The 15,653-nt window shown below is 63.5% G+C and carries 13 protein-coding genes; 11 read left to right on the top strand and 2 right to left on the bottom strand.

The genetic code is table 11. From position 1 onward, the window contains the following. The first annotated feature begins 26 nt into the window (after positions 1-26). The 5 genes from JY451_14330 to JY451_14310 all read left to right on the top strand — a co-directional run bounded on the left by JY451_14330 (position 27) and on the right by JY451_14310 (position 5,596). Positions 27-1,652, top strand: a complete 1,626-nt coding sequence (locus JY451_14330; GenBank protein ID QZH74809.1) for an MFS transporter — start codon at positions 27-29, stop codon at positions 1,650-1,652. Then, a complete protein-coding gene (gene alr, locus JY451_14325) occupies positions 1,639-2,685 on the top strand; it encodes an alanine racemase (protein QZH74808.1) in 1,047 nt (348 codons plus the stop codon). The genes JY451_14330 and alr overlap by 14 nt, the downstream gene beginning before the upstream one ends. Before the next feature lie 76 nt (positions 2,686-2,761). After that, positions 2,762-3,331, top strand: coding sequence for a polyhydroxyalkanoate synthesis repressor PhaR (gene phaR, locus JY451_14320; GenBank protein ID QZH74807.1), 570 nt, complete (start codon positions 2,762-2,764; stop codon positions 3,329-3,331). A 104-nt stretch (positions 3,332-3,435) separates the two neighbouring features. Then, complete coding sequence (locus JY451_14315; GenBank protein QZH74806.1) at positions 3,436-4,980, top strand: proline--tRNA ligase; 1,545 nt, start codon at positions 3,436-3,438, stop codon at positions 4,978-4,980. 115 nt (positions 4,981-5,095) lie between these two features. Then, the gene (locus JY451_14310; GenBank protein ID QZH74805.1) at positions 5,096-5,596 is read left to right on the top strand and encodes a DUF805 domain-containing protein; all 501 of its coding nucleotides are present in this window, start codon (positions 5,096-5,098) and stop codon (positions 5,594-5,596) included. Positions 5,597-5,602: 6 nt separating this feature from the next. Here JY451_14310 and JY451_14305 read toward each other — a convergent pair whose 3' ends face one another. Next, positions 5,603-7,612 (bottom strand): Zn-dependent oligopeptidase, encoded by a 2,010-nt coding sequence (locus JY451_14305; protein ID QZH74804.1) that lies wholly within the window; start codon positions 7,610-7,612, stop codon positions 5,603-5,605. Positions 7,613-7,727: 115 nt separating this feature from the next. Between JY451_14305 and JY451_14300 the strand changes: the two genes are divergently transcribed. Then, positions 7,728-9,077: a M20/M25/M40 family metallo-hydrolase gene (locus JY451_14300; protein ID QZH74803.1), complete on the top strand. Its 1,350-nt coding sequence runs from the start codon at positions 7,728-7,730 to the stop codon at positions 9,075-9,077. Positions 9,078-9,095: 18 nt separating this feature from the next. Continuing rightward, positions 9,096-11,396 (top strand): VacB/RNase II family 3'-5' exoribonuclease, encoded by a 2,301-nt coding sequence (locus tag JY451_14295; GenBank protein ID QZH74802.1) that lies wholly within the window; start codon positions 9,096-9,098, stop codon positions 11,394-11,396. On the opposite strand, the gene JY451_14290 is transcribed toward JY451_14295, so the two are convergent. Continuing rightward, entirely contained in the window at positions 11,393-11,845 is a 453-nt protein-coding gene (locus tag JY451_14290) for a universal stress protein (GenBank protein QZH74801.1), read from the bottom strand. The two genes, JY451_14295 and JY451_14290, sit on opposite strands and share 4 nt — an antisense overlap. 151 nt (positions 11,846-11,996) lie before the next feature. On the opposite strand from JY451_14290, the gene JY451_14285 reads away from it, so the two are divergent. Genes JY451_14285 through JY451_14270 form a run of 4 tightly spaced genes read left to right on the top strand, consistent with a single transcriptional unit; the run spans position 11,997 to position 15,644 of the window. Then, on the top strand, positions 11,997-13,412 hold the full coding sequence (locus JY451_14285; GenBank protein QZH74800.1) for a 2-oxo acid dehydrogenase subunit E2: 1,416 nt from the start codon (positions 11,997-11,999) through the stop codon (positions 13,410-13,412). A 42-nt stretch (positions 13,413-13,454) separates the two neighbouring features. Beyond that, positions 13,455-13,793, top strand: coding sequence for an acyl-CoA thioesterase (locus JY451_14280; protein QZH76745.1), 339 nt, complete (start codon positions 13,455-13,457; stop codon positions 13,791-13,793). Positions 13,794-13,799: 6 nt separating this feature from the next. Next, entirely contained in the window at positions 13,800-15,209 is a 1,410-nt protein-coding gene (gene lpdA / locus JY451_14275) for a dihydrolipoyl dehydrogenase (GenBank protein QZH74799.1), read from the top strand. Positions 15,210-15,221: 12 nt separating this feature from the next. Further along, positions 15,222-15,644 (top strand): hypothetical protein, encoded by a 423-nt coding sequence (locus tag JY451_14270; protein QZH74798.1) that lies wholly within the window; start codon positions 15,222-15,224, stop codon positions 15,642-15,644. The last annotated feature ends 9 nt before the right edge of the window (positions 15,645-15,653 follow it).

The raw sequence follows: 15,653 nt of genomic DNA, 5'->3' as shown, positions 1-15,653 counted from the left end.
GATAGCTCAATCGACCGGGGGAGCGCATGGCAGACGAGGCCGCACAGGACATCCGCGAACCGAGCGCAAAGGAAATTCGCCTCGTCATCGCCGCCAGTTCGGCGGGGACGATTTTCGAATGGTACGATTTCTTCATCTACGGCACGCTCGCGGCACTCATCGGCGCAGCGTTCTTCCCGTCAGATAACGAAACGCTGCAATTGCTGCTGGTCTGGGCCGGGTTCGCGGTCGGCTTCGGATTTCGCCCGCTGGGTGCGATCCTGTTCGGCTATCTGGGCGACAAGCTGGGGCGGAAATACACCTTCCTCGTTACCGTCACGCTGATGGGCGTGGCTACGGCGGGCGTAGGGCTGGTACCGACTGCAGCCAGCATCGGCATCGTCGCGCCGCTGATCGTTCTGTTCCTGCGTATCCTGCAAGGGCTGGCGCTGGGCGGCGAGTATGGAGGCGCGGCGATCTACGTCGCAGAGCATGCCCCTCCGGAAAAGCGCGGGTTCTACACCAGCTTCATCCAAGCCAGCGTAGTCGGCGGTTTCGTGCTGTCCATCCTTGTGGTGGTGACTTGCCGGGCGCTGATCCCGGCAGAAGATTTCGCCGCATGGGGCTGGCGCATTCCGTTCCTGCTCAGCCTGATCCTGCTCGGCATTTCGCTTTGGATGCGGCTCAAATTGTCCGAAAGCCCGGTGTTCCAGGCGATGAAGGCAGCGGGGGAAATGTCCGGCAATCCGTTTGTCGAGAGCTTCACCTATCCGGGCAACAAGAAACGCATCTTCGTCGCGCTGTTTGGTATCACCGGCATTCTGACGACGATCTGGTACACCGCCTTTTTCTCCGGCCTGTCGTTCCTGCGCGGACCGATGCGGATGGAGGAAGGCACGGTGGAACTGGTGCTGCTGGTGGCCGGGTTGATAGCGATGGGCTTCTATCTGGTCGTCGGCAAATGGTCGGACCGGGTCGGGCGCAAGAAGCCGATCGTGATCGGCGCGCTGCTGACGCTGGTACTGCTGTTTCCGATTTTCTGGGGCATGGGCGCACTGGCCAATCCAGGCTTGCAGCGGGCAGCGGCGGAAGCGCCCGTTTCGGTGAGCGGGGCGGCTTGCGAATTCGATCCGTTCGCTGACAGGCAGGCGACCGCTTGCGGGCGGGTGTTGCAGGATCTCACCGCGCTTGGTGTGCCATACACACTTCAGGACCAGGCAGCGCAAGGTTCGGTAGTGACCATCGGCGATTTCAGTCTCGATTACACCGATCTGGGCGATGACGAGCGCGGCGAGATCATCCGTGGCTCGCTGGAAGCGGCGGGGTACGACTTCGAACGGCAGTCTCCGCCGCTAACCCGCGTGCTCGGCATTATCGGCCTGCTGCTGGTTCTGGGCGCGCTTTCGGCGCTGACCTACGGTTCGGTGGCGGCGCTGCTGGCGGAGATGTTCCCGCCCAAGATCCGCTACTCCTCGATGTCGATTCCTTATCATATTGGCGCGGGCTATCTCGGTGGGTTCCTGCCGCTGATCGCCGGATACATCGTGGCCCGGACAGGGGATGTCTACTCGGGCTTGTGGTACACCTGGGCGGTGGTTGCCTTCGGGGTGGTGGTTGCATGGTGGGGCCTGCCGAACGGCCCGCCGCGAGATTTTGCCGATGATCCTGCCTGATCCGCCGCAGCGCAGCCTGCGCCTGCGGGTGGACAAGGATGCGCTGGCAAGCAACTGGCGGGCGCTGGATCGGCTTTCGGGCAACGCCAGTGCTGGCGCGGCGGTCAAGGCCAATGCCTATGGTCTGGGCGTGGACGCGGTAGTGCCTGCATTGCGCGATGCCGGGGCGCGGCAGTTCTTCCTGGCACACTGGAGCGAAGTTCCCGCCGTGCTGGCCCATGTGCCCGGCGATGCTATTGCCCTGCTCCACGGTGTCCGTAATGGCGCGGAGGCGGGCTATGCGCGGGCTACAGGTGTGCGGCCGGTCATCAATTCGCTGCAGCAGGCGCAAGTCTGGAACGCCAGTGGCGGGGGGACCTGCCATTTGATGGTAGACAGCGGGATCAACCGGTTGGGTCTGGCTCCGGGCGAATTATCCGATCCGGTAGTGCAGGCGCTGGAGGTAGATACGTTGCTCTCGCACCTTGCCTCGGCAGATGAGGATAGCCCTCAGAATGCCCGACAGCTGGCTACTTTCCGCGATGCCGCTGGGCTTGTGAAAGCGCGGCGGCTGAGCCTCGCCAATTCTGCGGGGATCATGCTGGGGGCGGACTATCACTTCGACCTGACCCGACCCGGTATCGCGCTCTACGGCGGCATTCCAAATCCTTCACTGGCAGGTAAAATCGGACAGGTCGCCTTTCCGCAGGCAGCGGTGATCCAGTTGCGCAATCTCTCGCCCGGCGATGCGGTTGGCTACAATGCAACATGGACGGCAAACCACCCGATCCGGGCTGCCACCGTCTCGATCGGCTATGCCGATGGATTGTTGCGGCAGATGGGCCCGGGATGTGCGTTGCAGCATGGGTGCAGCATGTTCCCGGTCATCGGCCGCGTATCGATGGACATGATCGTTGTCGATGCGGGAGAGAGCGGCATAAAGGAAGGCGATTTCCTAGACTTGCCTTTCGATTTGCAGAGCGTATCGCAACGCAGCGGCCTCTCGCAATACGAGCTGCTTACCGTACTCGGCCAGCGCTTTGCGCGAAATTAAGCTCATCTCTTTACCGCAATTGCAAACTCATTGCTGCAAGTGCTAAGGTGGGATTTCCCGAACAGAGGTATTATCCATGGCCGATAAGGCTGACAAAGGCTCCGAACCGGTCATCATCAAGAAGTACGCCAACCGTCGGCTCTACAACACCCGTTCCTCCAGCTACATCACGCTGGACGATCTGGCGGTGATGGTGCGTGAGGGTGTGGATTTCCAGGTGCTCGATGCAAAGACGGGCAACGATATCACCCATTCGATTCTGACCCAGATCATCATGGAGGAAGAAGCGAGCGGCGAACATATGCTGCCGGTCAGCTTCCTGCGCCAGTTGATCGGGATGTACGGCAATTCGATGCAGGCGATGATGCCTCCCTATCTCGAAGCGGCGATGGCCAACTTCCAGACCAACCAGAGCAAGCTGCAGGACGCGTTCAAGGCCAGTATCGGCCCCGATGCCTTCACCCGGATGGCCGAAACCAACATGGCGATGTTCCAGGCTGCAGCGAAGGCTTTCATGCCGGGTGCAGGGGGCAATGGTCCCGCGCCTGCGCCAACGGCGAGTGAAAGCAAGGGCGGCGAGGATATCGACGCACTGCGAGCACAGATGGCGGAAATGCAGCGCAAGTTGGACAAACTGGGCGAGTAGTCTCGCGCGGTATTTCGTTCTGAGTTCACGACACAAGTCTCGACAGGCTGCCATCTCGGCGGCAAGGGGGCTGCTTCCGTTCCATCCAGACAGGAAGCCACCCGATGTCCGCCATCCGCCACGCCCTGAATACCAAGCGCGAGGACGATTTTGCCGCCTGGTACCAAGAGGTTATCGCCGCTGCCGACATGGCAGAGGAATCGGGGGTGCGCGGTTGCATGGTGATCAAGCCGTGGGGCTATGGCATCTGGGAACGGATGCAACGGCTGCTCGACAACCGTATCAAGGCTGCGGGCATCCAGAACGCCTATTTCCCGCTGTTCATCCCGCTCGCCAATTTCGCCCGCGAGGCCGAGCATGTTGAAGGCTTTGCCAAGGAAATGGCAGTCGTTACCCATCACCGGCTGATTGCGGACGGGAAGGGCGGGCTGATCCCCGATCCCTCCGCCAAGCTGGAAGAGCCGCTGGTCGTGCGGCCAACCTCCGAAACGATCATCGGCGACGCGATGAGCCGCTGGGTGCAGAGCTGGCGCGACCTGCCGCTCAAGCTGAACCAGTGGGCAAACGTGGTCCGCTGGGAAATGCGCACGCGGATGTTCCTGCGCACCAGCGAATTCCTCTGGCAGGAAGGCCACACCGCCCACGCCACTGCGGAAGAGGCGAAAGCGGAAACCATGCGCGCGCTGGAAATGTACCGCGCCTTTGCCGAGGAAGACGTCGCCCTGCCGGTGATCGCGGGCGAGAAACCGGAGAACGAGCGGTTCCCCGGTGCGCGCGAGACATGGTCGATCGAAGCGATGATGCAGGACGGCAAGGCGCTCCAGGCGGGTACCAGCCACTATCTCGGCACCAGCTTCGCCGAGGCCTCGAACATCCGCTATCAGGACAAGGAAGGCGCGCAGGCGCTGGCGCATACCGCCAGCTGGGGCGTCTCCACCCGCATGGTCGGCGCGATGATCATGGCGCATGGCGACGATGACGGACTGCGAGTGCCCCCCGCGCTCGCTCCCCAGCAGGTAGTGATCCTGCCGATGTTGCGCGAAAGGCCGGAAGACGATGCCTTGCTGGCGTGGTGCGAGGAACTGCGCGCCATGCTCGCCGGGCAGGCGGCGCTGGGCGAACCCCTGCGCGTGCTGCTCGACACCCGGCCTGGCAAGGCCGCCGCCAAGCGGTGGGACTGGGTGCGGCGTGGTGCGCCGGTGATTATCGAAGTCGGATCGCGCGATATGGAAAATGGAGTGGTCAGCTTGCTGCGCCGCGATGCGCTGTGGGATATGGCAACCGGAAAGCCGGCGTTCCAAGCCCCTTCGCGTGAACTTGCGGTGCAAACCGTTCCTTCGATCCTCGCAGATATCCAGAACGCCTTATTCACCGAGGCGCAGGACCGGCGCGATGCGAACATCGTCCGCGACATGACCGATCTCGACGCGCTCGCCGCCTACTTCGGCGGGGATCGCAAGTATCCCGGCTGGGTCGAGGTACAGTGGTCGAAGCCTACCGGTGAGGGTTTGAAGGCGGTCGAAGAACAGCTGAAAGCGCACAAGCTCACATTCCGCAACGTGCCAATGCACGCCCTTCCTGCCGAAGGTCGGTGTATCTTCACTGGCGCACCAGCAGTGGAGCGGATATTCGTCGCGCGCGCTTACTGACGGCGCAAGACGGAGGGGGACGGGGCAATGGAACTGATACCCGCTATCAAGCATAACCTGACGCATCTTACCGTTTTTTTCCGGTCGCGACGCCCGGCCCACTTTCTGGTGGTATGTGCTGTTCCTGATTATCGCGCAATTCGTGGTGGGAATGTTGGCCAGCGTGCCGCTGCTGGCCTCTGGGATGGGATCGGCCTTCGAAGCCGCGCAGTCCGGGGCGGATCCGTCACAGCTAGAGGCGCAGATGATGGCGGGCATGGCGGACGGCCTTGCCGCTACAGTCTGGATTTCGGTCGCCACTGCCGCCCTTACTGCATTGCTGCTGGTGGCGTCATTCGTTCGCCGCCTGCACGATGTCGGCCAGCCGGGATATTGGGCTGCAATTCCGCTGGTAACGCAAGCCGCTGCACTGTGGGCAAGCATCGGTTCGGTCGATAAGGTCCGCGAGATGATGCTCTCCGCGCAATCGGCAGCGGAATTGCAGGCGATGCAGGGAGAGGTCGCCGGCGATCCGCTCAACTATGTCGGCTGGCTCGGCTACCTCGTGATTATCGTCTTTGGCATCATGAAGTCGCAGGAAGGCACCAACCCGTATGGCCTGCCCCCGGCCGCCTGATCCCGGCTATTCCTCCGGCAGCCCCCGCTCCAGCTCGGCACGGAACGCATCGAGCGAAATGTCGCGCCCGAGGAAATCGCGCACCAGTTCCGCCGCCGGTTTGGTGCCGCCGGGCGCCAGTATCAGCGTCCGGTAATCGCTGGCGGTTTCCGGATTGGTGATCCCTTCCGCAAGGAAGCGGCTGAACAGGTCGGTCGAGATCACCCGGCTCCAGCCATAAGTGTAATACGCAGCGCCATAGCCATCGAGGTGGCCGAAACTCGTCTGCATCTGGGACGTTTCGGAAACCGGGATGAGGCTGTATTCGTTGCGCCACTGGCGCGTCGCTGCACCCAGATCCGCAGGCACCGGCCGGGTGTAGAAGTTGAGCGACACGTTGCTCAGGCCCAACTGTGTCATTTCTCCCATGCCCTGGTTGAAATAGCGCGCCCGATTCATCCGCTCGACCAGATCGCGCGGGATCGTCTCGCCTTCCGCGTTCACCGCGAAAGTGGCGAGCGTATCGTAATCGTAGACCCAGTTTTCCAGCATCTGCGACGGGGCTTCGATGAAGTCCCACTCCACCCCGAACACGCCGCTGCCGGTGTATTCGTGGGCATTGCCGAACATCACGTGGAGGATGTGGCCGAATTCGTGGAGGAAGGTCTCGACCTGCCCGTGCTCCATAAGCCCGGTGGAATGATCGCCGCGGGGCAGGTTCTGCACCAGCGCCGCCACCGGCACGCCGCCATCCGGATCGCCGGGATAGAGCGGGACGACATTGGCATGGGTGTACTTGCCGGGGCGGGGGTGGCTGTCGAGGTAGAAGCGCCCGATCACTGCGCCATTCTCAACCAGTTCGAAAGCTTCCACCGATTCGTGCCACAGCGGCGTATCCCAGGCCCGTACTTCCACGCCGAACAGCCGCTGGGTGAGGGCAAAGATGCCGTCGCGCACGTTGTCATAGGCAAAATACTGGCGCGCTTCCTGCGGATCGAAATCGTAATTCGCCTGCTGCACCTTGGGGGAGAGCCAGCCGACCTGCCACGGTTCGATCCGGGTCGCCGCCGGATCGATGGTCTGGAGCACCGCCAGTGTCTGCGCGTAGTCGGCCTCGGCCACCGGGCGCGCTGCCTCGACCGTGGTGGCGATCAGGTCGGTGACCTGCTCCGGCGTGTTGAGCATCCGGTTTTCGAACTGCCAGGCGGCATAGTTCGGGTAGCCGGTCAGCGTTGCCAGCTCCTGCCGCAGAGTGAACATGCGGCGCAGCGGCTCCTCGTTCATCGGGTATGCGCGCTGGCCGTACAGCTCCGAATAACGGCGGCGGAGATCGTCGCTGTCGGCATAGGTCATCACCGGCTGGTAATCGGTGGAAGCGGTGGTGAGGGTGATCATCCCGTTCGCGCCGACTTCGCGCGAGGTGATGAAATCGTCCGGCAGGCCCGCCAGTTCTGCGGGCGACACTTCGATCGTGCGCACATCTTCGGCGATGTTGCGGGCGAAGACGGTGGTGATTTCCGCCAGCTCGCCGTTGATTTCCTGCACCCGCGCGCGGCCCGCATCGTCCAGCGCCACGCCCGAGCGGCGGAAAGTGGCGAGCGTTTCGGCCAGGTAATCCTGCACCACGCGGTCCTCTGCGGAGGCATCGAGCGCCGACAGCCGTTCGAAGATCGGCCGCGACAGGCCGATTTCGCTGTTTAGCGAGGCGATCCGCACCGAACATTCGCCCCCGGCAGCGCGCGCTTCCGGCGTGGCGAGAACCTGCTGGTAGAGCTCCATCTCGCCGCCTGCGCCCTGGCTCAGCGCCACAATGTCATCGAAGCGTTCGAGCGTGTTGGGAACCGTGGCCGCGTCGGCATCGCCTGCCAGCGCATCGCGGCGCAGATCGATCTGGTTGAGATAATAATCGCACCGCTCGGCGATCTGGCCGGGGGAGGGGTCGTGCATGATCGGGCCGAACAGGCCGTAGACGTCTGCTGCCTGCGCGGGTGCGGCGAGCGCGGTGGTGGCCAGCAATGCCAAGGCGAAGTGCTTCATCGATGATTCCCCCGTTGTGGCCGAGCGGCCATCACGCGGTCAGAATTACCCCGAATTGGTTACTCCTGCAATCGCCCAGCTTGCCAAACGGCAGGCAATCGGTAACTCCTGCAACATGCTGAAATTCCTCCCCGCTGCCGCTCTGGCCACCACCGTCCTGTCCTCACCGATTCTCGCGCAGGAGACGCCCGTTTCGCAGGAACGCCTGCAAGCCGATGTCGAAACGATGGTCGGCTTCGGTACTCGCCATACGCTGTCCAGCCAGACCGATCCGGAACGCGGCATCGGTGCGGCGCTGGCTTGGGGGAGGGGCGAATTCGACGAGGCCAGTGCAGCCTGCGGCGGCTGTCTTGAGACACGGTTCATTGAGGGCACTGTTACGGGGCGGCGAATTCCCGAGCCGGTGCTGATCCGCAATGCGCTGGCAATCCAGTGGGGCAGCGAGCGGCCGAATGAAGTGGTCATCATCCAGGGCCATATAGACAGTCGCGGGTCTGACGTCATGGACGCGCAAGTCGAAGCCCCCGGCGCGAACGACAACGCCAGCGGTTCGGCGCTGGTGCTGGAAGCGGCGCGAGTGCTCAGCGAGCGGCAGTTCCCGACCACCATCGTCTATGCGCTGCTCTCCGGTGAGGAGCAGGGACTCTATGGCGGACGCCTGCTGGCCGAATATGCGCGCGAGCAAGGCTGGACGGTGAAAGCCGTGCTCAACAACGATATTGTCGGCGGGTCCTGCGGCAGCGACGGTGTGTGCGATGCCGCGCACGTGCGGGTCTTCTCCGAAGGCACCCGCGCCGACGCCGATGACGCAACGCGCGCGCGGATGCGTAGCATGGGCGGCGGCAACGACAGCCCGAGCCGCAATCTCTCGCGCTGGGTCGATAGTCTTGCAGAGAATGGCGCGGAGGAACTCGACGTCCGGCAGGTCTGGCGCAGTGACCGGATGGGGCGGGGCGGGGATCACATCCCGTTTCTGGAAGCCGGCTTCCCGGCGATCCGCTTCTCGGTCGCCATCGAGGATTACGAACACCAGCATCAGGACCTGCGGGTCGAGAACGGGGTGACCTATGGCGATACGGCAGACGAGATGGACTTCGCCTATCTCGCCAGCGTCACCCGCCTGAACATTGCCGCCGCCGACGCACTCGCCCGTGCGCCGATGCCGCCGGTGGTTCAGATGGACGGCGTGGTGCGCGCCGATGTGCTGCTCGAGTGGCTGCCGGTGGAAGGTGCAGCCAGCTACAACGTTTGGCGCCGGGCCACCGACGCGCGCGACTGGACCTTGCGCGACACGCTGGTCAGCGATCCCGGAGCGGACCTCAACAGCCTGACGCTGTCCCCCGATCGCGGCGACGACTGGATCTTCGGCGTCAGCGCGGTGGCGGCGGACGGGGCCGAAAGTCCGGTCGCCAGCGCCGTGCCGGGCGGGGACTTTTACCCACTGCCGGTCGACAGCGCCGAGTAAAGCCCCATATAGCGGCGCATGAACAAACGCCCCGCCACGCGCAAACCCCTCGGCCTGCCCAGCAAGGAGCAAGTGCTCGAATTCGTGAAGACCGCCGATGGCCCCGTCGGTAAGCGCGAGATCGCCAAGCATTTCCGGCTGGCGGCGCAGGACAAGATCCTGCTCAAGGCGATGTTGAAGGATATGGCAGAAGAAGGCCTGATCGACGGAAGGAAAAGCGCTTTCCACCGCATGGGCGGCGTGCCGAAAGTCACCGTGCTGCGGATCGTCGAGATCGACGAGGGCGAACCGGTTGCCATTCCCGAAAGCTGGCAGCCCGACTCTGATGGCTCAGGGCCAACCCCGCCGCCGCGCCTGCGGGTGATCGAGAAGAAGAAACAGGCCGCCCTGCGCAAGGGTGACCGGATCCTCGCGCGCACCGAGGAAGCGGGGAAGGGCTGGATCGCCCATCCGATGAAGAAACTGCCTGCCGAAGAAGGCGCTATGCTCGGCGTGATCGAGATCGACGCCAGCGGTCAGGCCTGGCTCGCCCCGGTGGACAAGCGGGTGCGAACCTCCGCCAAGGTGGTCGATCGCGGCGCGGCCGAAGCCGGGCAACTGGTGCTGGCCGAACCGACCGGGCGCGGGCGTCATGCCGGGGTCAAGGTGATCGAAGTTCTCGGCGATCCGCTCGCGCCGCGCGCCTACAGCCTGATCGCGATCCACAAGTACGGCATCCCCAACGTGTTCACGCAGGAGGTGCTCGACGAAGCCGAACTGGCGGCGAAACTGCCGCTGAGTGAGGAGCACCGCGAGGACCTGCGCGCGCTTCCCATCGTCGCCATCGATCCCGCCGACGCGCGCGATCATGACGATGCGATCTGGGCTGAACCCGATGGTGCGGGCGGCTTCCGCGCCGTGGTCGCCATCGCCGATGTCTCGCACTATGTCCGCCCCGGCGGGAAGCTCGACCGCGAAGCGCGCAAACGCGGCAATTCGGTCTACTTCCCGGACCGCGTGGTGCCGATGCTGCCCGAAGTGCTTTCCGCCGATGTCTGCTCGCTGAAAGAAGGCGAGGACCGCGCGGCGATGGCCTGCCACCTCGTAATCGACGGGAAGGGGCAGGTGACGTCATGGCGCTTCACTCGCGCCACGGTGAGGATTGCGCATAACATTGCCTATGAGGACGCGCAGGCTGCAATCGACGCAGGCGATGCGCCCGAACACCTGCAAAACCTCTGGGCCGCATGGAAACTGCTCGCCGATGCGCGCGCCGGTCGTGATCCGCTCGATCTCGACTTGCCCGAACGCCGCGTTGTGCTGAACGAGCAGGGCCAGATCACCGAGATCGCCCTGCGCGAACGGCTCGATGCGCATCGGGTGGTGGAAGATTTCATGATCGCGGCCAATGTCGCGGCGGCGAAAGCGCTGGAAAGCAAGGCGCAGCCTATCGTCTATCGCATCCACGAACCGCCGACGCGCGAGAAGCTGATCGCCCTGCGCGAGTATTTCGATTCCATCGGCAAGAACCTGGCACTGGGGCAGGTCGTTACACCTGGGCTGTTCAACCGGATGATGAAAGACATCGGCGATCCGGCGGAAAAGGCGCTGGTGATGGAAGCGGTGCTGCGCAGCCAGACGCAGGCCTATTACGGCCCCGCCAATGCCGGACACTTCGGGCTGGCGCTGGGGAGCTACGCGCATTTCACTTCGCCGATCCGGCGTTATGCTGACTTGCTGGTGCACCGCGCTCTGGTCGATGCCTTCGCGCTGGAGCAGCCCCGCCCGAAGGGCAACCTGCCGCCGACCAGTGGACTGGCCGACAGGGACCGCGAGGATCTGGGCAAGATCACCGATGCCATCAGCCTGACCGAACGCCGGGCGATGGAAGCCGAGCGCGACACCATCGACCGCTATGTCGCGGCCTGGCTATCCGCGCGGGTGGGCGAGGTGTTCCCGACGCGCATCACCGGAGTGCAGAAGTTCGGCTTCTTCGCCACCATTGTCGGGCTTGGCGGGGACGGACTGGTGCCGATCTCCACGCTGGGGCGCGAATATTTCAGCTATGACGAGAACGCGCGCGTGTTGGTCGGCGAGCAGACCGGGACGCGCTACACCGTCGGCGATCTGCTCGACCTGCGGCTCGGCGAGGCCAACCCGCTCACCGGGGCGCTGAAATTCGAGCTGCCCGATGGTGGGGGGAACCAGCGTGTCGAACCTCGCGGAGCTCGCCCGGAAAAACGCGAAAGGCCGCGCAAGGATCACAAGGGCAAGCATCAAGTCGGCCAGCGTGGCAGGCCCGGAAATATCCGCCACCAGGGGCGAGGCAAGAAACGCTAGCTCAGCCGGTCGATCTCTTCGGTGGAAAGTCCGCCTGGAATAATGAACAGCGGGCAACTCAGAGAACCTGCATGGGTGGAAAAGTGCGTCACCAGCGGTCCCGGTGCGCCTTCCGCTGCTGCACCCAGCACCAGTGCCGCCACTTCGGGATGGTCCTCGAGGTATTCGGCGATCACGCCCTTGCCGTCCCCTACGCGCACCGCGATCTGCGGCATTTTCCCGCTTTCGTAGGCCAGTTCGCCTGCCGCGCTGTTTGCGAGCACTTCAGCCCGGTCGCGCGCTTCTTCCTCAATGGTCGCCTGCACTCCGCCAAATGCGCTGAACGCCTGTTTTGGCACCAGCGCCAGCAGGTTCACCATGCCGCCGGTCTTGGCCGCACGGCGGGCGGCGAAACGCAGCGCTACGCGCGCCTCGTCGGTTTCATCGATGATGACCAGATAGACGCGCATTCCTATTTCCCCGGCCCCCAAGCCCCCCGCGCTTGGATTACCCGCCTTTGCGAGGGATAAGCAAGACACCTTGCCCCGCGAGACGATTTTGGCCAATGAGCCTCCACGATCCAATTCCTGCAATTTCCTGCCGAGGGAGCCTGCCCCGCCCATGCCGATTGCCATCAAGATGCCCGCGCTTTCCCCGACGATGGAAGAAGGCACGCTCGCCCGCTGGCTGGTGAAAGTGGGCGACAGCGTTTCCTCCGGCGACATCATGGCCGAGATCGAGACCGACAAGGCGACGATGGAATTCGAAGCGGTGGACGAAGGCGTAATCGCCGAGATCGCAGTGGCCGAGGGAACCGAAGGTGTGAAGGTCGGCACGGTGATTGCCACGCTGACGGTCGAGGGCGAGGATGCTTCGGCTCCAGCGCCAGCTGCGGCTGCGGAACCTGCCACCAGTTCCGATGACGGAATCAAGATTTCTCCGAGCGCCCGCAAGCTGGCGGAAGAGAAGGGCGTCGATCTGGGCAGCGTGAAGGGCACCGGGCCCGAAGGGCGGATCGTCAAGGCGGATATCGAGAATGCGCCGGGTGGGGCTGTGAAGGCGGTGGCGCCAATGGCTGCGGTTGCTCCAAGCCCTTCGACAGGCTCAGGGCGAGCGGATGAAGGTGACAGGGTCATTGCCTCGCCCTTGGCCAAGCGGATTGCCGAGCAGAAGGGGTTGAGCCTTGCGCAGGTGAAAGGCACGGGCCCGAATGGCAGGATCGTCAAGGCGGACGTCGAAAACGTCCAACCCATCACCTCCGCTCGCGCTGAGCCTGTCGAAGCGCCGCGCGCAACGCCTGCCCCAAGTGCTCCAGCACCCACCCCAGTCGCCGCCAACGATTTCGGCATTCCGCACGAGGTCGAAAAGCTTTCCACCATGCGCAAGGTCATCGCCAAGCGGCTGACCGAGAGCAAGCAGACCGTTCCGCATATCTACCTCACGGTCGATATCCGCCTCGATGCCATGCTCAAGCTGCGCGGGGAGCTGAACAAGGCCCTCGAAGCTCAGGGCGTGAAGCTTTCGGTCAACGACATGCTGATCAAGGCACTGGGCAAATCGCTGGAGCTGGTGCCCGCCTGCAACGTGCAGTTTGCGGGCGATACGATGCTCAAGTTCAGCCGCGCGGACATCTCCGTGGCCGTCAGCATTCCCGGCGGTCTTATCACTCCCATTGTCACCGATGCGGGAGCCAAGTCGATCAGCAAGATCAGCACCGAGATGAAGGACCTTGCCGGTCGCGCCAAGGAAGGCAAGCTGGCCCCGCATGAGTTCCAGGGCGGCACTGCCAGCCTCTCCAACATGGGCATGTTCGGGATCAAGCAGTTCGAAGCCGTCATCAACCCGCCGCAGGGCATGATCATGGCCATCGGCGCGGGCGAGAAGCGCCCCTACGTGATCGACGACGCGCTCCAGATCGCCACCGTCATGAGCGCCACCGGCAGTTTCGACCACCGCGCCATCGACGGCGCGGACGGCGCGCAATTGATGAAGGTATTCAAGGAACTGGTCGAGGCACCGCTGGGGCTGGTGGCCTAGATCGCCGTCGTGGACCGCAACCCCGCCATCCGCGTCACCGCCATGCCCGCCGACGCCAATGCCTATGGCGACATCTTCGGCGGCTGGCTGGTGAGCCAGATGGATATGGGCGCTGGCCTTGTCGCCGCGCGCCATTCGCATGGCCGTGCCGTCACCGTGGCGATGGACGGGATGGTGTTCCACCAGCCGGTGAAGGTGGGGGACGAGGTCTCGGTCTATGCCACTATCGAGAAAGTTGGCCGCAGCAGCATGGTGATCGCTACCGAGAGCTTCCGCCGCGAACGGCATTCCGAAGAAGAAGTGCTCGTCACCTCGGCCAAGTTCACCTTTGTCGCCGTGGATGACAGCGGTCGCCCGCGCCCGATTGAAGAACAGGAGTAATCCAGCGTGTCCAATTACGACGTCATCATCCTCGGTTCCGGACCCGGCGGCTATGTCGCGGCGATCCGCTGTGCGCAGCTGGGGCTGAGCACGGCGATCGTGGAGCGCGAGCTGCTCGGGGGCATTTGCCTCAACTGGGGCTGCATCCCCACCAAGGCGCTGCTGCGTTCGGCGGAAATCTTGCACTATGCGCAGCACGCCAAGGACTACGGGCTGAAGATCGCCGGGACTATCGAGGCGGATATCGAAGCCGTGGTGAAGCGCAGCCGGGGGGTGGCGAAGCAGCTCAACCAGGGCGTTACCCATTTGATGAAGAAGAACAAGATCGCGGTGCATATGGGCGAGGGCACGCTGACCGGCCCCACCTCGATCACCGTAAAGGGCGAGAAGGGCGAGGAAAAGCTCACCGCCAAGCACGTGATCGTCGCCACCGGTGCCCGCGCGCGCGACCTGCCGTTCGCCAAGGCCGACGGCAAGCGGGTGTGGACCTATCGCCACGCCATGACTCCTGCCGAAATGCCGAGCAAGCTGCTGGTGATCGGCTCGGGCGCCATCGGGATCGAATTCGCCAGCTTCTACAACGATATGGGCGCGGAAGTTACCGTGGTGGAGATGCTCGACCGGATCGTGCCGGTGGAAGACAAGGACGTCTCCGCCTTCCTCGAAAAGAGCCTCACCAAGCAGGGCATGACGATCATGACCGGCGCAGGTGTGGAGGACATCAAGGCGCTCGACAAGGGCGTGACCGCGAAGATCAAGGGCAAGGACGGCACGGTCACCACCAATGAATTCAGCCATTGCATCGTCGCCATCGGCATCGTGCCAAATACAGAGAATATCGGACTGGAAACGCTGGCAGAACTGGATCGCGGCTTCATCCAGATCGATCCCTACGGCCGGACGAAATCGAAGGGTCTCTGGGCCATCGGCGACTGCACTCCCGGCCCGTGGCTGGCGCACAAGGCGAGCCACGAAGGCGTCACCGCCGCCGAGGCCATCGCGCAGGAACTCGGCAAGCCCGGCCTGCACCCGCACCCGCTCAATCGCGACGCCATCCCCGGCTGCACCTACTGCCACCCGCAGATCGCCAGCGTCGGCCTGACCGAAGCCAAGGCGAAGGAAGCAGGCCATGAGGTCAAGGTCGGCATGTTCCCCTTCATCGGCAACGGCAAGGCAATCGCGCTCGGCGAAGCGGAAGGCTTCACCAAGACGGTGTTTGACGCGAAAACCGGCGAACTGCTCGGTGCACATATGGTCGGCGCGGAAGTGACCGAGATGATTCAGGGCTATGTCATCGGCAAGACGCTGGAGACGACCGAAGCGGAACTGATGCAGACCGTTTTCCCGCACCCGACGATCAGCGAGTCCATGCACGAGAGCGTACTCGCGGCCTATGGGCGGGCGCTGCATATTTGAGGTAGATGGGGCATGTGGGGCGAGCTTTTCACTGACGGCCAGCCGGTCGAAATTGCGAAAGTGCTGTTGGTTCTGGCTGGAGTAGGATTCGTCATGCTGATCCCATTTGTTTGGGTGTGCAGCAAAATTCTCGCCTTGAAAGAGCAACCCGAAAGACGAGCGCTCTGGACCATAGCAGCTTCATATGCGGGCGCTGCGTTGATCCTGATCTTTGCTAGCGGGGAGTTCATAACCCCTTGGTTCGCTCCCCTTGTCCCCCTGCCGGGTGCGGTAGTTGTCTATTTTTGGTTGCGTTACACGTACCGCAAGGGTTGGATCGACGATGATCTCGTGCCCGATGGTACGAAGCTTGAAAACAGCGACTGGCGCGTCGGTGTTGGCGTGGTGGTGGGGGCAATTATCATCGCGGCAATCAAAGTGACCTTGAGTCGCTAACGGCTACCA

Source organism: Erythrobacter sp., assembly GCA_019739335.1.
Classification (GTDB): Bacteria; Pseudomonadota; Alphaproteobacteria; order Sphingomonadales; family Sphingomonadaceae; genus Alteraurantiacibacter.
Note: the sequence above shows the minus strand (reverse complement) of the source record. Positions and strands in the feature narration are given on the sequence as shown.